This window comes from Roseateles oligotrophus (genome assembly GCF_025717515.1).
GTDB classification, from domain to species: Bacteria; Pseudomonadota; Gammaproteobacteria; order Burkholderiales; family Burkholderiaceae_C; genus Paucibacter_A; species Paucibacter_A oligotrophus.
Map to the genome: position 1 here is coordinate 336,738 of NZ_JAJIRN010000005.1, position 22,599 is coordinate 359,336.

General features: G+C 62.4%; 24 protein-coding genes and 2 pseudogenes. 15 read left to right on the forward strand and 11 right to left on the reverse strand.

The annotated features are described in order from the left end of the window. Positions 1-29: 29 nt before the first annotated feature. A complete protein-coding gene (locus LNV07_RS12735; RefSeq protein ID WP_263571536.1) occupies positions 30-1,424 on the reverse strand; it encodes an N-acetylmuramoyl-L-alanine amidase in 1,395 nt (464 codons plus the stop codon). Further along, positions 1,421-1,930 (reverse strand): tRNA (adenosine(37)-N6)-threonylcarbamoyltransferase complex ATPase subunit type 1 TsaE, encoded by a 510-nt coding sequence (gene tsaE / locus LNV07_RS12740; RefSeq protein ID WP_263571537.1) that lies wholly within the window; start codon positions 1,928-1,930, stop codon positions 1,421-1,423. Before tsaE ends, LNV07_RS12735 begins: the two co-directional genes overlap by 4 nt. Here tsaE and queG point away from each other — a divergent pair, their 5' ends adjacent. The 3 genes from queG (at position 1,931) to xerD (ending at position 5,001) form a co-directional block, all read left to right on the forward strand. After that, a complete protein-coding gene (gene queG, locus LNV07_RS12745; protein ID WP_263571538.1) occupies positions 1,931-3,034 on the forward strand; it encodes a tRNA epoxyqueuosine(34) reductase QueG in 1,104 nt (367 codons plus the stop codon). It begins immediately after the preceding gene. A 69-nt stretch (positions 3,035-3,103) separates the two neighbouring features. Beyond that, positions 3,104-4,081: a tripartite tricarboxylate transporter substrate binding protein BugE gene (locus LNV07_RS12750; protein WP_263571539.1), complete on the forward strand. Its 978-nt coding sequence runs from the start codon at positions 3,104-3,106 to the stop codon at positions 4,079-4,081. After that, complete coding sequence (gene xerD, locus LNV07_RS12755; RefSeq protein WP_263571540.1) at positions 4,078-5,001, forward strand: site-specific tyrosine recombinase XerD; 924 nt, start codon at positions 4,078-4,080, stop codon at positions 4,999-5,001. The genes LNV07_RS12750 and xerD overlap by 4 nt, the downstream gene beginning before the upstream one ends. Here xerD and LNV07_RS12760 read toward each other — a convergent pair. Beyond that, positions 4,998-5,486, reverse strand: coding sequence for an Lrp/AsnC family transcriptional regulator (locus LNV07_RS12760; protein WP_263571541.1), 489 nt, complete (start codon positions 5,484-5,486; stop codon positions 4,998-5,000). The genes xerD and LNV07_RS12760 overlap by 4 nt on opposite strands. Before the next feature lie 84 nt (positions 5,487-5,570). Between LNV07_RS12760 and LNV07_RS12765 the strand changes: the two genes are divergently transcribed. Together LNV07_RS12765 and aceA are read left to right on the forward strand one after the other, a co-directional pair. Next, positions 5,571-6,173, forward strand: coding sequence for a MarC family protein (locus tag LNV07_RS12765; RefSeq protein ID WP_263571542.1), 603 nt, complete (start codon positions 5,571-5,573; stop codon positions 6,171-6,173). A 290-nt stretch (positions 6,174-6,463) separates the two neighbouring features. Then, positions 6,464-7,762, forward strand: a complete 1,299-nt coding sequence (gene aceA, locus LNV07_RS12770) for an isocitrate lyase (protein WP_397545564.1) — start codon at positions 6,464-6,466, stop codon at positions 7,760-7,762. 81 nt (positions 7,763-7,843) lie between these two features. Here the strand turns inward: aceA and LNV07_RS25610 are convergent. After that, a pseudogene (locus LNV07_RS25610) lies at positions 7,844-7,954 on the reverse strand (PEP-CTERM sorting domain-containing protein); the annotation flags it as partial. A 632-nt stretch (positions 7,955-8,586) separates the two neighbouring features. Then, positions 8,587-9,741: an iron-containing alcohol dehydrogenase gene (locus tag LNV07_RS12780; protein WP_263571544.1), complete on the reverse strand. Its 1,155-nt coding sequence runs from the start codon at positions 9,739-9,741 to the stop codon at positions 8,587-8,589. Between the two features lie 90 nt (positions 9,742-9,831). Between LNV07_RS12780 and LNV07_RS12785 the strand changes: the two genes are divergently transcribed. Beyond that, on the forward strand, positions 9,832-10,740 hold the full coding sequence (locus LNV07_RS12785; RefSeq protein ID WP_263571673.1) for an alpha/beta hydrolase: 909 nt from the start codon (positions 9,832-9,834) through the stop codon (positions 10,738-10,740). Continuing rightward, a complete protein-coding gene (locus LNV07_RS12790; RefSeq protein ID WP_318013723.1) occupies positions 10,737-11,225 on the forward strand; it encodes a GNAT family N-acetyltransferase in 489 nt (162 codons plus the stop codon). The genes LNV07_RS12785 and LNV07_RS12790 overlap by 4 nt, the downstream gene beginning before the upstream one ends. On the opposite strand, the gene LNV07_RS12795 is transcribed toward LNV07_RS12790, so the two are convergent. Both LNV07_RS12795 and ygfZ read right to left on the reverse strand, forming a co-directional pair. Continuing rightward, entirely contained in the window at positions 11,212-11,514 is a 303-nt protein-coding gene (locus LNV07_RS12795; protein ID WP_263571545.1) for a DUF4936 family protein, read from the reverse strand. The two genes, LNV07_RS12790 and LNV07_RS12795, sit on opposite strands and share 14 nt — an antisense overlap. Next, positions 11,511-12,443, reverse strand: coding sequence for a CAF17-like 4Fe-4S cluster assembly/insertion protein YgfZ (ygfZ, locus tag LNV07_RS12800; RefSeq protein WP_263571546.1), 933 nt, complete (start codon positions 12,441-12,443; stop codon positions 11,511-11,513). The genes LNV07_RS12795 and ygfZ overlap by 4 nt, the downstream gene beginning before the upstream one ends. 53 nt (positions 12,444-12,496) lie before the next feature. Here ygfZ and mltG point away from each other — a divergent pair, with 53 nt between their 5' ends. The 7 genes from mltG to LNV07_RS12835 all read left to right on the forward strand — a co-directional run bounded on the left by mltG (position 12,497) and on the right by LNV07_RS12835 (position 17,530). Beyond that, entirely contained in the window at positions 12,497-13,498 is a 1,002-nt protein-coding gene (gene mltG, locus LNV07_RS12805; RefSeq protein WP_263571547.1) for an endolytic transglycosylase MltG, read from the forward strand. An 8-nt stretch (positions 13,499-13,506) separates the two neighbouring features. Next, positions 13,507-14,124, forward strand: a complete 618-nt coding sequence (gene tmk, locus LNV07_RS12810) for a dTMP kinase (protein ID WP_397545569.1) — start codon at positions 13,507-13,509, stop codon at positions 14,122-14,124. After that, entirely contained in the window at positions 14,118-15,161 is a 1,044-nt protein-coding gene (locus LNV07_RS12815; protein WP_263571549.1) for a DNA polymerase III subunit delta', read from the forward strand. Before tmk ends, LNV07_RS12815 begins: the two co-directional genes overlap by 7 nt. A 61-nt stretch (positions 15,162-15,222) precedes the next feature. After that, complete coding sequence (locus tag LNV07_RS12820) at positions 15,223-15,642, forward strand: PilZ domain-containing protein (RefSeq protein ID WP_263571550.1); 420 nt, start codon at positions 15,223-15,225, stop codon at positions 15,640-15,642. Positions 15,643-15,696: 54 nt separating this feature from the next. Next, on the forward strand, positions 15,697-16,476 hold the full coding sequence (locus tag LNV07_RS12825; protein WP_263571551.1) for a TatD family hydrolase: 780 nt from the start codon (positions 15,697-15,699) through the stop codon (positions 16,474-16,476). Between the two features lie 12 nt (positions 16,477-16,488). After that, positions 16,489-17,154, forward strand: coding sequence for an ankyrin repeat domain-containing protein (locus tag LNV07_RS12830; RefSeq protein WP_263571552.1), 666 nt, complete (start codon positions 16,489-16,491; stop codon positions 17,152-17,154). A 142-nt stretch (positions 17,155-17,296) separates the two neighbouring features. Next, the gene (locus LNV07_RS12835) at positions 17,297-17,530 is read left to right on the forward strand and encodes a hypothetical protein (protein WP_263571553.1); all 234 of its coding nucleotides are present in this window, start codon (positions 17,297-17,299) and stop codon (positions 17,528-17,530) included. A gap of 275 nt (positions 17,531-17,805) precedes the next feature. On the opposite strand, the gene LNV07_RS12840 is transcribed toward LNV07_RS12835, so the two are convergent. Together LNV07_RS12840 and LNV07_RS12845 are read right to left on the reverse strand one after the other, a co-directional pair. Further along, positions 17,806-19,290 carry a sensor histidine kinase gene (locus LNV07_RS12840; protein ID WP_263571554.1) on the reverse strand — a complete coding sequence of 495 codons (1,485 nt, stop codon included), beginning with the start codon at positions 19,288-19,290 and terminating at the stop codon, positions 17,806-17,808. Between the two features lie 15 nt (positions 19,291-19,305). Next, positions 19,306-20,028 (reverse strand): response regulator transcription factor, encoded by a 723-nt coding sequence (locus LNV07_RS12845; protein ID WP_397545565.1) that lies wholly within the window; start codon positions 20,026-20,028, stop codon positions 19,306-19,308. A gap of 336 nt (positions 20,029-20,364) precedes the next feature. Between LNV07_RS12845 and LNV07_RS25555 the strand changes: the two are divergent. Further along, a pseudogene (locus tag LNV07_RS25555) lies at positions 20,365-20,430 on the forward strand (PEP-CTERM sorting domain-containing protein); the annotation flags it as partial. 32 nt (positions 20,431-20,462) lie between these two features. On the opposite strand, the gene rsxB reads toward LNV07_RS25555, so the two are convergent. Both rsxB and LNV07_RS12855 read right to left on the reverse strand, forming a co-directional pair. Then, positions 20,463-21,143: an electron transport complex subunit RsxB gene (gene rsxB, locus LNV07_RS12850; protein ID WP_263571555.1), complete on the reverse strand. Its 681-nt coding sequence runs from the start codon at positions 21,141-21,143 to the stop codon at positions 20,463-20,465. After that, a complete protein-coding gene (locus tag LNV07_RS12855) occupies positions 21,140-22,444 on the reverse strand; it encodes a polyhydroxyalkanoate depolymerase (RefSeq protein WP_263571556.1) in 1,305 nt (434 codons plus the stop codon). The genes rsxB and LNV07_RS12855 overlap by 4 nt, the downstream gene beginning before the upstream one ends. Positions 22,445-22,599: the final 155 nt, after the last annotated feature.

Sequence of the window (22,599 nt, forward strand, 5' to 3'; positions counted from 1 at the left end):
AGCGCGGCTTGATGCGCTTTGCCGCCAGGCTAAGTCAGCGCCCGGTGCCTGGCTAGCGGTGGGTTCTTGGCGAAGTAACGCGCAATACCGGTGGCCAGTGCTTCGACCAACTCGGCTTGATAGTCGGGGTCGCGCAGCTTGGCTTCTTCCTCCGGGTTTGAAATGAATGCCGTCTCGACCAGGATGGACGGCACATCGGGCGCCTTCAGAACCGCAAAACCGGCCTGCTCGACCTGACGCTTGTGCAGATTGCCGACCCGGCCAATCTGCCCCAAGACCTCGCGGCCGAGCTTGAGGCTGTCCTTGATCTGCGCGGTGGTGCTCATGTCCAGCATCGCCTTCAACACGCCGGCATCTTTGACCGCTCCCGCATTCACCCCGCCGACCAGATCGGCGGCGTTTTCCTTGCTGGCCATCCACTTGGCCGCTTGACTGCTGGCCGCCCCGTCGCTAAGGACGAACACCGAAGCGCCGCGCGCTTTGGGTGTAAAAAAAGCATCGGCATGGATGGACACGAACAGGTCGGCTTGGACCCGTCGCGCCTTGTTGACGCGCTCATGCAGCGGCACGAAGAAGTCGGCGTCGCGGGTCATCATCACGCGGATATTCGGATTGCTATTGAGCCGCTCGCGCAGTTTCAGGCCGACCGCCAGCACCACATCTTTTTCACGCAGGCCGGAGGGGCCAATCGCGCCGGGATCCTCACCGCCATGGCCGGGATCGATGGCGATCACGATCAGACGGTCGAGGCGGGCTTGATTGAAGCCGGGCAGGGGCTCGGGCTTGGAACCCGCTGCCGCTGCCGATGCAGCCGGGAAAGCCGGCAATGGCACCGGTGTCTGCACGACGAGTGGCGGCTGCTGGGGCGGGAGTAGCGTTGTCGGGGCTTTGTCGATGCGCCCGATCAACTCGCCCAGCGCGTCTTGCACCGACTGCGCGGCGGCCTGTTCGGCCTGTTCTTTTTCCTTGAGCAGGGCCAACAAGGGGTCGGCTGCTTGCTTGGGGTAGAGGTCGAACACCAGCCGGTGCTGGTAGGCCGCCACCGGCGCCAGCGTGAAGATCTGCGGCGCCACCGGCTGTTTCAGATCGATTACCAAACGGACCACGCGCGGGGTGTTCTGGCCGACTCTAACGCCGCCGATAAAGGGGTCATCGGCGCGCACCTTGCCGAGCAATTCGCGCAGGCCGGCGCTCAGCTCCAAGCCCTCGATATCGATCACCAAACGGTCCGGGCTCTCGACCAGAAAATGCTTGGCCTGCAGCGGTTTGTCGGACTCCAGCGTGACGCGGCTGTAATCGCTGGCCGGCCAGACACGCACCGCGATGATGCTGCTGAAGGCGGCGGCCGCCTGCGCCGGACTGGGCAAGCGCAGCGCCAAAGCCAGGGCGCCCATCGCGCGCAGCGCCTCACGTCGGGCGCTCATGGCTTGGCCCCCAGACGGTGCAAAACATCGACGGCCCAGGCGCTGCCGGCGAGCAGGCGCACGCTGCGGCTGCCGTCTTCCTGCACCTCAAGCCAGATTTGCAGGTCGGCCGTCGGCAGCACGCCGACAGCCTTTTCGGGCCATTCGCTGAGCTTCAAACCGGGCGCGGCAAAGATGTCGCGAAAGCCGGCGTCTTCCCATTCGCGCGGGTCGCTGAAGCGATAGAAATCAAAATGGCTAACTTCACCGACCTGCGGTGCGCTGTCGCTCAAGTCATAGCTCTCCATCACCGCGTAGCTGGGGCTTTTGATGCGCCCCTCAACGCCAAGCGCACGCAGCAGGTGGCGCACCAGGCTGGTCTTGCCGGCGCCGAGTTGGCCATGCAGCTCGATGCTGGCATTGAGCGGCTCAGCGTCGGCGCACAAGGCCTTGGCAAATGAGCGGGCAAAAGCCTCGCAAGCGGCCTCATCGGGCCAAAGCAGTGACTGAGTTTCTAGAATGCGCAAATGACGCAAGCTCCACAGAAGATGAATGATGAGTTCGATGCAAAAACCTTGGCCGAACTGCTGGAGCAGCTGCGCGGCTGGGCGCGTGAGCTGGGATTCTCCCAGATCGGCGTGGCCGATATCGATTTAAGCTCGGCCGAGCCCGGTTTGCTGGCCTGGCTGGAGGCCGGCTTTCACGGCCAGATGCACTATATGCAGGCGCATGGCCTGAAGCGTGCCCGGCCGGCCGAACTGGTGCCCGGCACCATTCGCGTGCTGACCGCGCGGATGGACTATTTGCCGCGCGACACATCAGCCGATTGGCAGGCCATCGAATGGCAAGGCCTGGCCGACCCGCTGCGCGCTCAGCTGTCGATCTATGCCCGAGGGCGCGACTATCACAAGGTTTTGCGCAGCCGCTTGCAGCAGTTGGCGACCAAGCTGGCCGGTGTGATCGGCCCTTTTGGCCACCGCGCGTTCACCGATTCGGCGCCGGTTTTGGAGGTCGAACTGGCCTCGCGCTCGGGCCTGGGCTGGCGCGGCAAGCACACGCTGACGCTGCACCGCGAGGCCGGTTCGATGTTTTTTCTGGGCGAGATCTATGTCGATCTGCCGCTGCCGCTGAGCGAGGCCGTTACGGCCCATTGCGGTCAATGCACGGCCTGCATCGATGTCTGCCCGACCCAGGCCATCGTGGCACCTTACCGGCTTGACGCAAGGCGCTGCATTTCCTATCTGACGATAGAGCATGCCGGCGTGATCCCACTCGAATTGAGACCCTTGATCGGCAACCGCATCTATGGCTGCGATGACTGCCAACTCGCCTGCCCCTGGAACAAGTTTGCTCAAAAAGCTTTGCTGCCGGACTTTGATGCCCGCGCGGCCTTGCAAGCGCCGGGTCTGCTGCAACTCTGGGCCTGGGACGAGGCCGAGTTCCTGCGCCGCACCGAGGGCTCCGCGATCCGCCGCATCGGCTTCGAGCGCTGGCAGCGCAATCTGGCCGTGGCGATGGGCAATGCCTTGCGTGCGGCCGATCATGCGGAGCTGCGTACCGCCTTGATGCAGGCGCGTGCGGGCGCAAGTGACTTGGTGGGCTTGCATATTGATTGGGCCTTGGCGACTTGAAACGAGGTCTTGTTGTGGCATGCTCTCGCCCGGTCGCTTGTGTTGCGAAAATTCAGAATGGAGATCGACATGAATCGTCGTCATTGTTTGTTAAGTGCGAGTGTCTTGGTGCTGGGCTTAGCTGGCGTGCAGCCTGCCGTGGCGCAGACCTATCCGACCAAGCCGGTGCGCTTGGTGGTGCCTTTTGCGCCGGGCGGCACGACCGATATCGTCGCCCGTGTGGTGGCCGAGAAGCTGCATCTGGCCTTGGGCCAGACCGTGGTGGTCGAGAACAAGGCCGGTGGCGGCGGCACGATCGGTGCCGGCGAGACGGTCAAGGCCGCACCCGATGGCTATTCGCTTGGCATGGCCACGGTGTCGACGACGGCCGCCAACCCGGCCATCAACCCCAAGATTGCCTACAACCCCATCACCGACTTCACACCCATCATCAATGTGGCGGCCACGCCCAATGTGATTGCCGTCCACCCCTCGTTTCCGGCGCGGGACTACAAGGGCTTTTTGGCCGAGCTGAAGGCCAATCCCGGCAAGTACAGCTTCTCCAGCAGCGGCACCGGCGGCATCGGCCACTTGCAAATGGAGTTGTACAAGAGCTTGGCCGGGGTGTTCGTCACCCATATTCCTTACCGCGGTGCCGGCCCGGCGCTGAACGACACGGTGGCCGGCCAGGTGCCGATGATTTTTGACAATCTGCCCTCCGCCTTGCCCTTCATCAAAGATGGCCGTTTGATCGCCATCGTTGTCGCCGCCCCACAGCGCCTGAGCCAGTTGCCGAATGTGCCGACCTTCAAGGAAATCGGTTTGGAGCCGGTCAACCGGATGGCTTATTACGGCATCTACGGTCCCAAGGGACTGTCCAAAGAGGTCGTCGACAAGGTGAACGGTGCGGTCAAAAAGACGCTGGAATTGCCGGATGTGAAGAAACGCATCGAAGATACCGGCTCCATCATCTTGGCCAACACGCCCGAGCAGTTCGCCGCCCAGATCAAGGCGGAGTTCGAGGTCTACAAGTCGGTGGTCGCGCAGCAAAAGCTCAAGCTGGAGTGATATCGCAGGCTTCCAAAGGCGCCGCCAGCCAACAAGCGATCAATGGCTTTATCGAGGCGCTGTGGCTGGAAGACGGGCTTGCCGCCAATACCCTGGAGGCCTATCGGCGCGACCTCAGCCTGCTGGCCGACTGGTTGCTGGCCCGGCCGGACTGTCCCGCGCTGACGCTGGATGAATGCAAGGAGCCGGACCTGCTGGCCTACGCGAGCGCCCGCCATGCCGGCAGTCGCGCCACCAGTTCGAACCGGCGCCTGAGTGTGTTCAAACGCTATTTCCGCTGGGCGCTGCGGGAGCAGCGGATACAAGCCGACCCGACGCTGCGCCTGCAAAACGCCCGCCAAGCGCTGCGTGTCCCCAAGCTGATGAGCCAGCTGCAGGTCGAATTGCTATTGGCCGCGCCCGACACCGCCACCGCGCTCGGTCTGCGTGACCGCGCGATGCTGGAGCTGATGTATGCCAGCGGCCTGCGGGTGACCGAGTTGGTGACGCTCAAGAGCGTGCATGTCGGCTTCAAAGAGGCGGCGCTGCGCATCACCGGCAAGGGCAGCAAAGAGCGGCTGGTGCCCTTCGGTGAAGAAGCGCATGGCTGGCTAATGCGTTACTTGCAGGAAGCCAGAGCCAATTTGCTCAAAGGCCTGCGCTGCGACGAGTTGTTCGTGACCGTGCGCGGCGCCGGCATGACAAGGCAGATGTTCTGGACGCTGGTGAAGAAATACGCGCTCGCGGCCGGCATCACCAGCCCTTTGTCCCCGCATACCTTGCGCCATGCGTTTGCCACCCATCTGCTCAACCATGGCGCCGACCTGCGCGCGGTGCAGTTGCTTTTGGGTCATGCCGACCTGTCGACCACGCAGATCTATACCCATGTGGCACGTGAACGGCTAAAGGCTATTCATGCCCAGCATCATCCGCGCGGTTAAGTCGATTCATTGAGGGCCCGCACCGGCAGCGGCGAGGGCGGCTTGATCTCCTCCAGGCAGATCATCGAGCGCACATCGTCTACCCCTTTGATTTGCATTAGCCGGTCGGTCAGGAACTGCGACAGCGACTTCAGGTCTTGCGCGACTACTTTGAGCAGATAGTCGCAGTCCCCGGAGACGGTGTGGCATTCGAGGATTTCCGGGAAGTCGCGGATCAGCGTCTCGATCTCCCTTACCCGATCAAAGGCCTCGCCGGCGATGTTCAGGCTGACATAGGCCGTAACGCCCAGGCCCAGCGTCTGCGGCGCCACCAAGGCCCGATAGCCGCGCAGCACGCCACGATCCTCCAAGGCCTTGACCCGCCGAAAGCATTGCGGGGCCGACAAGTGGATTTGAAGCGCCAACTCCACATTGGAGGCACGGCCGTCGCGCTGCAACACTTCAATGATCTTGCGGTCGATGGCGTCGAGCTGTTCTGTTTTCATCGTGGTCGTCATTGTTTTTCTTGAACGGGCTGGTTTTGGCCCGAGGATAGCTGCAGGGGCCGCCACTGGCGGCGACAATCACTCATGGACCATAGCTTTCTCTCCGCCTTCATCCTGCTCTTGCTGGTTTTGGACCCGCTCGGCAGCCTGCCTATTTTTGTCTCCATCATGAAGACCGTGCCGAAGGAGAGGAGGGCGCGGGTGGCCGGCCGAGAAGTCGGCATGGCCGCTATAGCGCTGCTGGGCTTTATGTTCTTTGGCGATGTGTTCTTGCGGGTGATGCATTTGTCCGAGCGCTCGCTCGAGGTGGCCGGTGGGGTGATTCTGTTGATCATCGCGATCAAGATGATCTTCGGCGCGGCCGGTGAGTCGGCCTATGGCCTGGAGCCGGGCAAGGAACCCTTCATCTTCCCACTCGCCGTGCCCTTGTTGGCCGGCCCGTCGGCGATGGCGACGGTGCTGTTGCTGGCCTCGCGCCAACCCGAGCGTATCTGGGACTGGATCGGCGCCTTGGTCGCGGCGATGTGGGTTTCGGGCCTGACGCTGTTGATGGCCGACCGTATTCGTCGCTTGCTCGGCGATTCGGTCATCTCCGCGATCGAGAAGTTGATGGGCCTGGTGTTGACTGCGATCGCCGTCGAGATGGTTCTGGCAGGTTTGAAACGCTATTTTGTCGGTGGGCTCTGAGACCGACCTGTTGAATTTTCGACAAATTCCGTGATGTGAAATAACGCTTGCGCATCGTGAATTGAAGTCATGCTGCACTGCCGCAAATTTTCTCATTATGAAGAATTGCATTTCATAATCAGAAATCAATGCGTTAAGCTATTGATTTTCAAGGAAAATGTTTTTAGTCTTATATAAGACATAAGTCTCCCTGCGGAAGGGCGGTGGCGCTAATCTTGAGTCCAGCAAGCAAGAGATCGCTGCCGTCCTTTTTAGGTTTCTTTCTTTCATCACCCCGCAGGAGATTCAACATGACGACCTTGACCCGTGACCAGCAAATCGCCGCCCTCGAAAAAGACTGGGCCGAAAACCCACGTTGGAAGGGCATCACCCGTGGCTATAGCGCCGCCGACGTCGTGCGTCTGCGCGGCTCGCTGCAGGTCGAGCACACGCTGGCCAAGCGCGGCGCCGACAAGCTCTGGGGCCTGATCAACACCGAGCCCTTCGTCAACTCGCTCGGCGCGCTGACCGGCAACCAGGCGATGCAGCAGGTCAAGGCCGGCCTGAAGGCGATCTATTTGTCCGGCTGGCAAGTCGCCGGTGACGCCAACAGCAATGGCGAGATGTACCCGGACCAGTCGCTCTACTCGGTCGACTCGGTGCCCAAGGTCGTCAAGAAAATCAACGCCACCTTCGCCCGTGCCGACCAGATCCAATGGTCGGAAGGCAAGAATGACATCGACTACTTCGCCCCCATCGTCGCCGATGCCGAAGCCGGTTTTGGCGGCGTGCTGAATGCGTTCGAGTTGATGAAGGCGATGATCGAAGCGGGCGCTGCGGGTGTCCATTTCGAGGATCAATTGGCCGCCGCCAAGAAATGCGGTCATATGGGCGGCAAGGTTTTGGTGCCGACGCGTGAGGCGGTGTCCAAGTTGGTCGCCGCTCGTCTGGCCGCCGACGTGATGGGCACGCCCACGATTTTGTTGGCCCGCACCGATGCCGAGGCCGGCGATCTGGTCACCAGCGACATCGACGCCAACGACAAACCGTTCTGCACCGGCGAGCGCACGGTTGAAGGTTTCTACCGTACCAACAACGGCATCGAGCAGGCGATCAGCCGCGGCCTCGCCTATGCACCCTATGCCGACATGATCTGGTGCGAAACCGGCAAGCCCGACCTGGCTTTTGCCAAGCAATTCGCCGACGCCATCCATGCCAAGTTCCCCGGCAAGCTCTTGGCCTACAACTGCTCACCGTCGTTCAACTGGAAGAAGAACCTCGACGACGCGACGATCGCCAAATTCCAGCGCGAGTTGGGTGCAATGGGCTACAAGTTCCAGTTCATCACGCTGGCAGGTTTCCACAGCCTGAACCACTCAATGTTCGAACTGGCTTACGGCTACGCCCGCAACAATATGAGCGCCTTCGTCGAGTTGCAGGAGAAGGAATTCGCCGCCGCCGAGCGTGGCTTCACGGCCGTCAAGCACCAGCGCGAGGTTGGCACCGGCTATTTCGATGCGGTCACCACGACGATCGAACGCGATGCCTCAACCGCGGCCTTGAAGGGCTCGACCGAAGATGAGCAGTTCTTCGATGCCAAGCATGGTTGATTGATGGGCCGATCAAGTTCGGCTTTGATCGAAAAAAACCCGGCCTCGGCCGGGTTTTTTTATGCGGAAAGTAGTTTCCGCTCAGGCCGATGCTTGAGCGCCCATGCGCCGCCGAGCCATGAAGCCGACAAGTCCCAGTCCCAGCGCCATCAAGGCATAGCTCTCGGGTTCGGGTACGGCGGAAGGCATCACCGTACCTGCACCGGTGATCGAATTGGCGTAGGCGCCGAAGTTTGTATTGCCAAAGCCGGTCGTCACGACGACGTATTCCTTGCCGGTGATCAGATCGGCACTAAAGCCGGCGCTACCGATGCCAAGGCCTGGGGCGTCATCATTGCCCTTGAAGGCGTTGGCCATGGGGGCAGCGGGGTTGAAACTGTCCTTGTAGAGAAACAGGAAGTTGTCCCACTTTAGCGTGGCCGTGCTTAAAAAGGCATAGCTGCCGGCGGTGTCTACTTGGAAACTAAAGGTTTGGTAAGCGACGGCCGTGCCCACGCTCGAGAGCCCGGATAGACCGACCAGCAGGCGGTTATAGGTCGGCGCACCCGTGGTGTCACCGACATAGTCGTAGGTGGCGGCCTGCGCGCCGCCGAACAAAGCAAAAACTGCCGCAGCTGCGGCGACTTTTCGAAATTGCACGCGAAAGTTCATTGAGAATTTCCCCAAATGCGTCGTGACGCTAGTCGATATTGATGGCGCCGCCGCACTTGCAATCTAACTCAGTAACGGGCCATTCGCGCGGCTGATCCCACGTGCTAGGGGCAGGACATTCCCGCAGCAAATTCGGCCGCTGCGTGGCCCTATGCTTCATTTCGAAACAGCATTCACCAGGACGCTCGCAGCATCTCCAGATAGTCGGCGGCGCTGGCTTCGCGCGGGTTGGTTTTGTGGCAATGATCAAGCAAGGCCGCCTTGATGACTTGAGCGAAGATCGCCATGTCGACGCCCATCGCGGACAAGCCTGACGGCAGACCCAGGCGAGCGTTCATCTCGCTAACGGCCCTTGCCAACGCCACCCCGTCGAGCTTGGCGCCGTCCTTGCCCAGATCCATTGCCTGCGCCATGCGTGCGATCCGCTGGTCGCGCTGCATGCCTTGCGCGGAGGCATTGAAACGAATCACCGCCGGCAGAAAGACCGCGTTCAAGCTGCCGTGATGCAAGCGCGGGTCGGCCGCGCCCAGCGCATGACTGAGCGAATGCACGCAACCCAGGCCTTTTTGAAACGCCAGCGCACCTTGCATGCTGCAACTCATCATCTGCCAACGCGCCTCGCGGTCTTGTCCGTTGCGCGTGGCCCGCTCGATATGCGCCCAACCACGGCGCAGACCGTCCAAGGCGATGCCGTCGGCCGGTGGGTTGACGGCATCCGACATAAAGGTTTCCATGCAATGCGCGATTGCGTCCATGCCGGTGGCGGCCGTCAAGCCGGGCGGGAGGCTCAAGGTCAATTCGGGGTCACACAGCGCGAACTTGGGCACCAATGCCCAGTTGTGAAAGCCCAGCTTGCGACCGTCATCGACGATCAAAATCGCGCCGCGCGCCACCTCGCTGCCGGTGCCTGCGGTCGTCGGCACGGCGATCACCGGCAGCACCGCAGCGGTGATGTTGAGGCTGCCGCCTTCGATGGTGGCGAAGTTCTTCAGCGGCCCTTGGTGCGTGGCGGCGATGGCCACGCCCTTGGCCAGATCCATGCTGGAGCCGCCGCCGATGGCGATCAAACCGTCGCAATGGCCCGTATGGCATAACTGCACGGCCCAGCGTACGGCGGCCTCGGTCGGATTGGCGGGGGTTTGGTCAAACACCGGCGGCGCATGCTCGCCCCAAGGCGCCAATGCGCGCCCGATGACGCCGGCCGCCCGTACGCCGGCGTCGGTGATGACCAAGGGGCGGTGGATGCCGGCCTGCTCGCAGACCTGCGGCAACAGCCCGACGGCGCCAAATTCGAGCTGGATCTGGGTCAGGTATTGGATCAGGGCCATGTTTATTCCTTGGGTGATGTGAAAATCGCAGCCTGGCGCCTAGCCTAAACCCTGGAGTTCTGTTTGAGTAGCACCTTGTTGACACCGAAGATGGCCGGCGTTTTGAGCCGCATTCACCGCGCGAATCGCCCGGCTTTTCACAGCCTTACTCCTAAGCAAGCGCGGATTGGCTATCTGATGGGGGCGGAAATCCTGGACCTGCCGCGCGCGCCCTTGGCCCGGGTCGAGAATTTGCAGGTGCCGGGTGCCGAGGGGCCGCTGGCCGCGCGCCTCTATGCGCCGAGCGATGAGCGTCTACCTGTCTTGCTGTATCTGCACGGCGGCGGTTTCACCATTGGCAGCCTGGATACGCATGACAGCCTGTGCCGCCAACTGGCGCTGCGCAGCGGCGCGGCGGTGCTGTCGCTGAATTACCGCTTGGCACCTGAGCATCGCTTTCCGGCGGCAGTGGATGACTGTTGGGCTGTGATGACCTGGCTGGCCAAGGCGGCTGAGAGCTACGGGCTGGACGGCACGCGCATTGCCGTCGGGGGCGACAGCGCCGGCGGCACGCTGGCGGCCGTCTGCGCGCTGCATGCGCGTGACATCGGTCTGAAGCTGGCGCTGCAGTTGTTGATCACGCCGGGCACCACGGCGCATGCTGACACGGCCTCGCACAAGCTGTTCGCCAATGGCTTTTTGCTTGATGCCGCCTCGATCGATTGGTTCTTCAATCACTACATCTCGCACCATCACAAGCGCGATTGGCGTTTTGCACCACTCGAGGCCGACGACCACAGTGACCTGGCGCCCGCCTGTGTGTTGCTGGCCGAATGCGACCCGCTGGTCGATGAAGGCATTGCCTACGCCGACCAGCTGCGCGCCAATGGCGGGCGGGTGCAGCTGGAGTTGTACCGCGGTGTCACCCATGACTTCATCAAGATGGGGCGGGCGATTCCTGAGGCCTTGACCGCGCTGGCGGCCTGTGGCCTCGCCGTCAAAGAGGCTTTTCAAGCATGACAACGAAGACCGAAAACGAGCCAAGCCCCCAACCACGGATTTCTAAGCCGGGCCCTACCGAAGTGCGCTTGGGTCCATGGTCGGAGCTGGGGGCTGCAGCCGGCGCGATCCGCCAGACGGTGTTTGTCGAGGAGCAAAAGATTCCGGCCGAGATGGAATGGGACGCGGCCGACGAAGGCTGCTTGCACGCGGTGGCCTTCAATCAACAGGGCGTGGCGCTGGCCACAGGCAGACTGCTGCCGCATGTGCCGGGGGTGGCCAAGATCGGCCGCATGGCGGTGCTGCCTGCTTTGCGAGGCGGCGGCATAGGGCGTGCGGTGTTGGACGCGCTGATGCGGGAAGCGCGCGTGCAAGGCTACCGCGAGGTGCTGCTGCACGCGCAGGTCTCGGCGGCGGGCTTTTATACGCGCGCCGGTTTCACGCAGCGCGGCGCTGTGTTCGAGGAGGCCGGCATCGGCCATGTCGAGATGGTCAGGGCGCTTTGACTTGAGGTGAGTGAGCCGGGCGCAGAGGCAAGAAGCGCTCGATATGACGGGCGCCGCTGATGTAGGGCGCTAGCAATGCAGCCAGCTTTGCCTCGCTCTCTTGGGCCTGGGCACCGCAGTGAATTTCCATCCAGGTTTGTTGGCCGGGCGACTCATGCTCGCGACGCAGCAAGCGCGGGCCATTGAAGCCAAGCCCGGCCTGATCGAAGGCCCGCAAGGCAGCCTCGGCTTGGGCCGCGTCTACACGGTAATAGACATACAGCTCAGGCAACAAGCCCGCAGTGTTCACTGTGGTTCCGTCAGCTCGTAGGGCAGGGCGATAGGGCTCAACAAAGGGCCATCAGCCGACCCCAGGTGCAAGCTGCCACTGGCGAGTGCGGCGATCTTGGTTTCGGCCAACAACAGCGATTGCCCACCCTTGCTGGCGGCATTGGCCACCAATCCTGCCGGCTGAGCGGGGTCTTCGCTGTGGAAAATATCCTGCCCTGGCAAAACCTGACCCTCGGTCTCGAACAAGAAGGTCCGACGCTTGAGCGTGCCGCGGTATTGCATGCGCGCCACCACCTCTTGGCCCGGGTAGCAGCCTTTTTGGAAGTTGACGCCGCCGAGCAGTTCCAGGTTCAGCATCTGCGGCACGAACTGTTCGGTGGTCGCGCCTAGCACCCAGGGCTGGCCGCTGAGCAGTTCCAGCCATTGCCAATCGGCCTCGCTCGATGCGGGCAGCGGCGGTGCGGCGTCCTCGGTCGTTTGGGACAGTAGGAAGCGGGCATGTTCAGCCAAGCCGGGCAGGCGGATTACATTGGCCGCGCCGACCTTGGCGCTGGCCCAGCGCTGCGCTGGCGCCGCGTCCCCCAGCCAGGCTTGGGCAATGTCTCCGCTCAGCCCCCAGAGCTGCACCTCGGCGCTGGCATCGCTGAGCTTGCATTTGGCCCGCATCACAAACATCGACAGGCGCTTCAGGATCGATGGCAATAACTCCGCCGGCAGGGCCAGCAACACCTCTTGCTCGCTGGTCTTCCAGCCGATCATGGTTGCCAACAGCCGCCCTTTGGCCGAGCAAAAGCCGGCCAGACGCGCTTCATGCAGCCCCAGCAGTGCAAAGTCCTGGGTCAGTTGGCTGTGTAAGAACTTGGCCGCTTCCTCGCCTTGGGCGCGGATCACGCCCCATTGCGTCAAACGAGCGGCGCCATTGATGGTGTGGGTGCTGAATGTAGTCATGGCGCGATTATCATCAGCCCCCGAATCAGGGCGTGGGCAAAAGGGTATTGGTGATGAAATTTTTGGGCAAATTGCTGGCGAGCCTGCTTTTGCTTGCCGCGCTACTGGGCACAGCGGCTTGGTGGTGGTTGCAAGCGCCTCTGAGCCTGGCAGCGCCGTCGGTCGAGTTGTCGATCGAGGCCGGCAGCTCACCGCGCGAGGTCGCGCAGGCCTGGGTCAATGCGGGCGTGCAGACCGACACCCGCCTGCTGTATGAATGGTTTCGCTGGTCGGGGCAGTCCCGTTTGATTCGTGCCGGCAGCTACGAGATCCACCAAGGCGTCACGCCGCGCGAGCTGCTGGCCAAGATGGTGCGTGGCGACGAGGTGCTGGAACAGCTGCGTTTGATCGAGGGCTGGAATTTCCGCCAGGTGCGCGCGGCGCTGGCCAAGGCGCCGGCCTTGAAGCAAAGCACGGCCGATTTGTCTGAGGCGCAGTTGATGGGCTTGCTCGGTGCGCCGGCGCAAGCTGCAAAAGCCGCAGAAGGACGCTTCTTCCCCGATACCTATGCCTATAGCCGTGGCGTTAGCGATCTGACGGTGTTGAAGCGCGCCTATAAAGCGATGCAAAAGCGTTTGGATAGCGCCTGGGCGGGCCGCAGCGAAGGCCTGCCCTTGAAGAGTGCCGATGAGGCGCTGGTGTTGGCCTCCATCATTGAAAAAGAGACCGGCGCGGCCGCCGACCGGGGGCTGGTGGCCGCCGTCTTCATCAACCGTTTGCGTATCGGCATGCCCTTGCAGACCGATCCTACGGTGATTTATGGCCTAGGCCCGAGCTTCGACGGCAATCTGCGCAAGCGCGATTTGCAGGCCGACACGCCCTTCAATACCTATACCCGTGGCGGCCTGCCGCCGACACCGATCGCGATGCCGGGCAATGCCTCGCTGCTGGCGGCGCTGCATCCGGCACGCAGCCGGGCGCTGTACTTTGTGGCCCGAGGCGATGGGTCGAGCGAGTTCAGCGACGATCTGGCCGCGCATAATCGCGCGGTCAACAAATTCCAGCGCGGCAAATAGTCCAAGCAATCTCAGTGAAATCCAGATTCATCACCTTCGAAGGCATAGACGGGGCCGGCAAGTCGACCCATATCGCGGCCTTGACCGAGCGCTTGGCGCAAGGTGGCGCGGCCGTCGTCAATACCCGTGAACCGGGCGGCACTGTCTTGGCCGAAACCCTGCGCGGCCTGTTCCTGCACAGTGGCATGGACAGTCTGACCGAAGCATTGCTGGTGTTCGCCGGTCGACGCGACCATTTGCAGCGCGTCATCGAGCCCGCATTGGCGGCCGGCCAAACCGTCTTGTGTGACCGCTTCACCGACGCCAGTTTTGCTTACCAGGGCGCCGGGCGCGGCATGGACCTGAGCATATTGGAGACGCTGGAGGATTGGGTGCAAGAAGGGCGCCAGCCCGACCTGACCCTGTGGTTTGATCTGCCCGCGCTGATGGCGGCGCAGCGTCGTGCGGCGGCCCGCGAGGCCGACCGCTTCGAGCAGCAGGACTTGGAATTTTTTGAGCGCGTGCGGGGCGGCTACGCGGAGCGTGCCGCCGCAGCGCCGCAGCGTTTTGCGCGTATCGATGCGAGCTTGTCGGTGCCCGAGGTGGCCGCGCAAATCGCCGCCGTGATGGAGGCGCGCGGATGGTAGGCGGCGCTCAGTCACAGCCGCTGCCCTGGTTGGCGGAGCCCTTGCGGCAAGCGCTGGCGACGGCCCGCTCGCATGCCCTGCTGGTGCAGGGGCCGGCAGGGGTGGGGCAGTTCGATCTGGCGCTGCTGCTGGCGCAGGCCTGGCTGTGTGAGGCACAGCCCGCGTCCGTACATCAAAGACCGGGCCAGGCCTGCGGCCACTGTGCCAGTTGCCTGCTGTTTCAGTCGCATACCCATCCGGATTTCCAGTTACTGCTTCCCGACGCGCTGCGTGAGTCCTTGGGCTGGGCGCAAGAGGCTGAGCCCGGCAAGGACGGCGAGCCCAAAGCCTCCAAGACCAAGCCCAGCCGCGAAATCAAGATCGATGCGGTGCGCGCGATGCTGGGCTTCACGCAGGTGACTTCGGCGCGTGGCCGCGCCAAGGTGGTGGTGGTCTATCCGGCCGAGGCCTTGAACAATGTGGCGGCCAATGCCTTGCTCAAGACGCTGGAGGAACCGGGCGGCCTGCTGCGGTTTGTTTTGGCCAGCAACTCGCCCGAGGGTTTGCTGCCGACCATTCGCAGCCGTTGCCAACCCTTGCCGCTGGGTCTGCCGGCCCAGGCGCCGGCGCTGCAATGGTTGAGCGAACAGGGCGTTGACGGCGCGGAGGTCTTGTTGATGGCCGCCGGCGGGCGCCCTCAGGAGGCGAAAGACTGGTTCGACGCGGGTCTGCGTGCTAACGCCTGGCAGCAGTTGCCGCAGCGTTTGGCCCGCGCAGAGGCGGCGGCCCTGGCCGACTGGCCGCTGACGCGCGCTATAGACGCCTTGCAGCGCCTTTGCCATGATCTGGTGCGGCGAAGCCATGGCGCTGCGCCCAGCTATTTCGCGGTCGAGTCATTGCCCAGCCCGAAGATCGCCGCACCCTTGCATGCCTGGGACGCGGCGCTGCGCCGTGCTGCCCGCCATGCCGAGCATCCCTTGAATGCCGGCTTGCTGATGGAGTCGCTGTTCGCGCAAGGGCGCCAAGCCTTGATGGAGGCCACGCCGCGCCGTGCTTGATGCTCGTTTGGAGCCCCTTTTCGCGCGATAGCAAGCCGGCGCAGTCGCTACACTTGACCCCATGAGTGATCTGCCCTCCAAATCCATCGGTGCCGCCCTGGCGAGCGGCCAGCCTGCCGCCCCGCTGGCGGCCTCGGCCGGTGCGAGACCGAGCGTGATTCAGTTGGCCTTCAAAGAAAAGGGCGCGCTGTACGCCGCCTATATGCCGGTGTTTGTGGACGGCGGCCTGTTCGTGCCGACCAATCGCGAGTACCGGCTCGGCGAAGACGTTTACCTGCTGCTGGCCCTGCCCGATGACAATCAACGTTACCCGGTGGCCGGCAAGATTGCATGGCTGACGCCGGCCAATGCCTCCGGCGGACGCACCCAAGGCATCGGTGTGCGCTTCCCGGCGGACGAAAAGAGCCGCATGGTCAAGATCAAAATCGAAGAGATTTTGGGTACCCAAATTTCCTCTTCGAAGCCGACCCAGACCATCTGAGCCAGCCTCGCCGAGGCGGCCTCTTGCTGTCGTTCAACTCCTTTGCCCGCGTCCATGTTCATTGATTCCCATTGCCATCTGAGTTTTCCCGAGTTGCAGTCCCGACTGCCGGAAATTCTTGCCGAAATGGCCGTCGCGCAGGTCGAGCAAGCGATCTGCATCTGCACCACGATGGAGGAATTCCCGCTCGTTCGGAGCCTCGCGCACCAATACCCGCAGCTATGGGCCACCGTCGGCGTTCACCCGGACAACGAGGATGTGCATGAGCCCAGCGTAGAAGAACTGGTGGCTGGCGCGGCCGACCCCAAGGTGGTAGCCATAGGCGAGACCGGGCTTGACTATTACCGCCTCAACGGCCGCAGCATCGAAGCCGATATGGAATGGCAGCGGGAGCGTTTTCGCACCCATATACGCGCCGCTCGACAAGCCGCCAAGCCGATGGTGATCCACACCCGCAGCAGCGCGGCCGACACCTTGCGCTTGCTGGACGAGGAGGGCGGCGAACAGGCCGGCGGCGTGTTTCATTGCTTTGCCGAGAGTGTCGAAGTGGCCTTGGCTGCCGTCGAACGTGGCTATTACGTCTCCTTCTCCGGCATCCTGACCTTCAAGAGCGCGCAGGATTTGCGTGATGTGGCCGCGGCGCTTCCGCTGGAGCGTTTGCTGATCGAGACCGACAGTCCTTATCTGGCCCCTGTGCCTTACCGGGGGCGCACCAATAGCCCGGCTTACGTGCCCCATGTGGGCGCGGCCTTGGCGGCGGTCAAGGGGATATCGATTGCGGAGTTGGCGGCGCAAACCTCGGCCAATTGCCGCCGCCTGTTCGGACTGAATTAAGAGGGGCAAGAGATGCGCAAGCTCGGCATGTTGGGGCCGCATGGGTTCGGGTTCGGGCTCGTGTTCGGATTGGCTATGGTTGGCGCTTGCCGCGCGGCTCCGATCGATGATCTTGTGATGGCGGCGGAGCTGGACAACGGCTACGTCTTGTCCAAGCTGCTTCAGGGCGGCGTTGACCCTAATGCACGCGATGCACGGGGACGTTTGGCGCTCAGCATGGCCTTGCGGGAGGATTCGGATAAGGCGCTGGACAGCTTGCTCGCCTATCCGAAACTGGACATCAATGCCGTCAATGCGAACGGCGAAACTGCGCTGATGCTGGCGGCCATCAAGGGGCGACTCGACTGGGTTCAGAAGATCGTCAAGAAGGGCGCCACCATCAATACCGCGGGCTGGACGGCCTTGCATTACGCCGCCAGCGGCCCCGATAACGGCGTCAGCGCTTGGCTGCTGAGCCAAGGCGCCGATATCAATGCGCGTTCACCCAATGGCAGCACGGCCTTGATGATGTCGGCCCGCTACGGTGCCTTGGATCTGCCATCGGTCTTGCTGAAGGCCGGCGCCGACGTCAACTTGGCGAATGACAAGGGACTCAGCGCTGCTGACTTTGCCGCCACCGCAGGCCGCGATGAATTGAAGGCCAAGCTGCTCAAGCTAATGGCCAAATCGGGCGGCTAGGCATAAGCTTCCGCTCGTTCGCTGCAGCAAACGACTAGGAGTTTGTCTGACAAGCGCATTGGCGCGGCCCCGACTATGCCAAACCGGGTCGGCTCCCTACAGTTGCTTACATCTTGAAACGTAACGAAACCGGAGCACCACCATGTTGAGCACCCAATTTGCAAGCGCCTTGTTCAGCCCTTTTGCCATGCTGCTCAACCCCGAGGAGGTGGTCTCGGCGATGGAACATTCCGAACGCCTGAACGGCCTGCACAGCCGCGTCTATCGCCCGCTGGACAAGCCCTTGATCCCCAAGGGTAAATTCGCCGCTGCGGACTTTGACCGCATGATCGATGAGACTCCCGATGAGATGGATCTGATCGAACAAATGATGTGATGTGCAGCCGAGCCGGCCGGCTCGACGTTTTTGAAATGATCGGCAAAATTGGTTCCGGGCCGAGAGTTCGATGCGAAGCCTTCTCTTTCGAGTCGCTGGCATCTGAGCCGCTTTATTCCCCTGCTATTTCGCCTTCACACAGACCTTGCCTTCAGGGCTCGCCTTGTCGTTGGCAGCCTCGCCACAACTGGCTCATGTCCTGAGTCTGGAGCAAGCCCTGCAATGGGCTGGGGCCAATAGGCCGGCCATAAATTTCGAGGCGCTGTGGGGCTACATTAAGCCGCAGCCCAGGGCAAGGCCAAACAGAGAATCGTCCCGCCATGCGAGCTTGGCCGGGTGCTGAGGCTGCCGCCATGCAAGGTGGCAATGCGCTGGGCTATCGCCAAACCCAGCCCGCCAAAGCCGCCGCCCGGGCGAGGCATTAGCGGCTCGCGCACGCCTTGGCCGCAGTCCAGACGGCGGGCCAGCTCGGGCGGCAAGCCCGGTCCATGATCCTCCACGATCACCGTGATCCGCTCGGGCTCTTGTCGCAGGCTGACTTCAACCGGCTGCTCGCTGGGCGCATGACGCAAGGCGTTGTCGATCAAGTTGGTCAAGGCGCGTTCGATCAGTTGCAGGTCGCCTTGTAACTCAATCGGGCCGGGCGGCGGGCCTCCCAGCGAGACGGTCGGGGCTGCGGCGCTATAGGAGAATTTTTGTACCGCATCGGTGACCAACTCATCCAGACGAAAACGTTCCACGTGCAGCACTTGCTGACTGGACTGCAGGCTGGCCAGCTCGAAGAGCTGCTGCGACAAGCGACGCACCTTGTTGCTTTGCGCCAGCGCAATGCCCAGGTGCCGCCGGCCAGCCTCGGGCGGCGGCGCGCTGCCCAAACGTTCAAGCGCTTCGAGATGACCATGCAAGGCGGTCAAGGGCGTGCGCAAGTCATGCGCGACGTTGGCCACCACTTCGCGGTGCTCGGCCTGCGCGGCGGCTTGCTCGAGCAGTTGTTGCTCGATGCGTTGGGCCATCGCCTCAAACGAGGCCGAGATGGCTTGCACCTCGTCGACCGCGATTGCCGGGCCACCAGATTGCGACTGACCCGCGCCGGGGCCGAACGCGTGCATGCGAAGTGCCAGGCCACGCAGCGGTTGGGTCAGCCGGTGGAACAAGCTCAAGCCCAAGGCCAAGGTGATGAACAAGGCGACGCCGAGCAGCAAAGCCAGGCTCTTCCATATCCGCAGCAGGCCGACGCTGCCCGCCACCTGCTCGCGCGCCTGACCCTCCAGCACGACGTAGAGATAGCCGGGCGGTTTACTGTCACCGGGACGGGGTGGGAACATCGCCGCGCTGAATATTTTTTTGCCTTGGCCCAAGGCCTTCGGATCACTGCCCATCAGCGGCAGCGCCGCGCCTCCCAGAAAAGCGCGCACCGGTTCGAGATCGATCTGCGCCCGCAGCACAGCCTTGGGGTCGCCCAGATAGGCTCGCACCCGGCCTTGGCTGTCGAGCACATAGACCTCGATGGCCGGGTTGACCACCATCAGCATGCCCAAGACCTCGTCAAGGGCGAGCCGCTCGGCTGCGCTATTGCTGCTCTGAGTGACCGTGGGCCAATGCTCGACGATGTGCTTGGCCAGGCCATGTGAAAGGCTTTGCAGCGTTTCCATTTCCTGCTTGATCAGAACCTCACGCCCGACCAGCCCGACCAGAAGGCCGAAACCACAAAGCAACAAGGCCAGCACCAGGCTCAGGCGACGTGAAAAACTCAAACGCATAGTGGATATTCCAGGTCAAATTCCGGCGTTTTCGCCTTTGCGCGCGAGGCCAAATTTGTAGCCCACGCCCCAGACCGTTTCAATCAAACGCGGCTGTTGCGGGTTCTCTTCGATCTTGGTTCGCAGGCGGTTGATGTGTGAGTTGACGGTGTGTTCATAGCCGTCAAAGCCGCTGCCCCAGACGCGGTTGAGCAGATCGGTGCGGCTGAAAACCTGGCCCGGATGACGCGCCAAGAAATACAGCAGATCAAACTCGCGCAGCGTCAGGGCAATCGCCGCATCACCGCAGCGCAAGCCCCGACTGACCGGGTCCAGCCGATGCTGCTTGCCAAAATACAGCTCGGCCGTCGAGGCGGCGGGTTGGCGCATTTTTTCGACCCGGCGCAGCAGCGCACGCACCCGCGCCACCAGTTCCAGCACCGAAAACGGCTTGACCATATAGTCATCGGCGCCCAGTTCCAGCCCCAGCACCCGGTGCGCCTCGGCCGAGCGAGCGCTGACGATGATCAAAGGCACTTGCTGGTGTTTGGCGTGCAGAAAACGACAGACCTCCCAACCATCCGCGCCCGGCAACATCAGGTCCAGCAAAACCAGGTCATAACGCTGGGCTTCAATGGCCTTCATGGCCAGCAAGCCATCTGCTTCGCGCTGAACCCGATAACCGGCCTCCGACAACTGTTGTTGCACCAGATCGGCAATCGCGTCGTCGTCTTCAACCAGCAGAATTGTTTGCTTCATCAAAATATGTCGAGCTAGAGCGGGCTTTCCTTACAGACGAGATTGGAATATTTTTCGCCGAGCCAGTCCTCACGTCGCCGTGAAGTTTGCTTGATTTTTGCGAGAGGACTGCAAGCCGATGTTTGCTCAAGATCCGGGCCGCGAAAAGAACCAGACAACGCGGGATAAAACAAATTGAACGGCGTCGCGCACAAGGTGATAGGCAATCCCTACACCCGCTCCGTTGGCAAAGACCTGGTGCAGGGCTATGTAGCAGGGCCATCAGTACGAGAGGTTCAACTGGACTTCAATGCGGCCGGCGCTTTGGCTCCCATCGACATTGATGTGGCCGCCGCGGTGCCGGAGCCCGAGACCTACGCGATGATGCTGGCGGCTTCGGCGGACTTGGGCTTCGTCAACCGCCGCTGCGGTTGGCCTCGCTCAGACCGATTGCGTCAGCCCTGGCGTTTGGCGCGTGCGCGCGCCAGCGCCGCTTCGATGACGGCCCGTTTGGCGTCCAACGCCGTCGGTTCAGTGAGTTTGGACACCGCCGCCAGATCGACCAGCTTGGCCTCGGCCTTGGCGACCAAGCGGGCGCTGTTTTCTTGCTCGGCGCGGGTTTGATTCAACTGATGAAACCGATAGCGCTCGCGGGCGGCATCCGCTTGCGGCGCGCCCCAGGCCGCCCAGCCGCTGAGCTCGGGCTTGAGTGCCACGAGCGAAATGCAATCGACCGGGCAGGCCGGCACGCAGAGCTCGCAACCCGTGCATTGCTCGGCCACCACCACATGCATTTGTTTGGGTGCCCCGACGATGCAGTCGACCGGGCAAGCCTTGATGCACAGCGTGCAGCCTATGCACCAGGCTTCATCAATCACCGCCAGCTTCAGCGGCCCTTCGGCACCATGCTCGGCGCTCAAGGGCAAGGCGCTGCGTCCGGTGATTGCGGCCAAACGCCTGATGCCCTCGGCGCCACCGGGCGGGCATTGGTTGATTTGCGCCTGCTCGGCCGCCACTGCCACGGCGTAAGCGTGGCAGTCGGGGTAGCCGCAGCGGGTGCACTGCGTCTGCGGCAGCGCAGCGTCGATGGCAGCGATGAACTGCTGCAGGGCCGCTGACTTTGCTTGAGTCGTCAAGTGCGGCTGCGGGCTTTACGTGCGGCCGGGGGCGTACCCTCCACCGCTTCCAAGGCATTTGGACGGTCGTATTTGCCGATAAAAGCCTTCACTTCCGGATAAACATTCTCGCGCCAGCGACGACCCGAGAAGATGCCGTAATGGCCCGCGCCGACGGCGTCGTAATGGTATTGATGCTCGCTTGCAATGCCCGAGCAGAGCTCATGCGCCGCGCGGGTCTGGCCGGCGCCGGAGATGTCGTCACGCTCTCCTTCCACAGTCAGCAAGGCGGTGCCGTGAATGTCTTGCGGGCGTACCAGATGTCCCTTGACGTTCCAAGTGCCATTGACCAGGGCAAAGTCTTGGAACACGGTCTTGATGGTGTCGAGGTAATACTCGGCCGGCATGTCCAGCACGGCGTTGTACTCGTCATAGAACTGGCGGTGCGAGTCGGCGCTGTCGTCGTCGCCGCGCACCAAGTCGAGGAAGTAATCGTAGTGCGAGCTCATATGCACATTGGGATTCATCGCGACAAAGCCGGTGTGCTGCAAGAAGCCCGGATAGACCGCCCGGCCGGAACCTGGGAAATTGGTCGGCACGCGGTAAATCACATTGTTTTCGAACCAGCTGTAAGGCTTGTTCATGGCCAGGTTATTGACCGCCGTCGGGCTCTTGCGGGCGTCGATGGGGCCGCCCATCATGGTCATGCTGCGCGGTGTTGGCTCGCCGGCGGACGCCATCAAAGAAATCGCAGCCAGCACCGGCACGGTCGGTTGGCAGACCGAAATCACATGGCAGTCGGGGCCGACCAAGCGGATGAACTCCTGCACATACTCGATGTAGTCGTCCAGATGAAAGGCGCCAACTTCCTTGGCCACCATGCGGGCATCGGTCCAGTCGGTGATGAAGACCTTGTGGTCCTTCAGCAATTGGCGCACGGTGTCACGCAACAAAGTGCTGTGGTGGCCGGACAGGGGAGCGACCACCAGCACGGTGGGCTGGTCTTTCATCTTGGACAAGACCGCCAGATCGTCGGTATAGCGCTTGAAGCGCATCAGACGGCAGAAAGGCTTGGTCAGCGGCACCAACTCCTGCACCGCCACTTCAACCCCGTCGACTTCCACGCCGCGAATGCCGAACTCGGGCTTCTCATATTCCTTGGCCAGGCGATGCATCAAGTCCAGCCCGGCCGACACGCGCTGCGACATCGGCGAATGCGAGAACGGCGACAGTGGGTGGGTGTAGAGCTTGGCAGATGCGCTGGAGAACTCTGCAAACGGACTCATCAACGCGCGTTGAGTTTCGAAAAGCTGATACAGCATGGTGTGCCCTTGGGTTCAAGTGAGGCGCTGGCTGATGGCCGACGCAAGCGGTGCAGGCTCAATACTGCTAGATTTTGTGCGTTGCAGCATTTTACGACTAATTCGATTTATTCGTTCGAAAGTAAAAGGGCGTCAAAAGGTGAGCTGTGCCTATG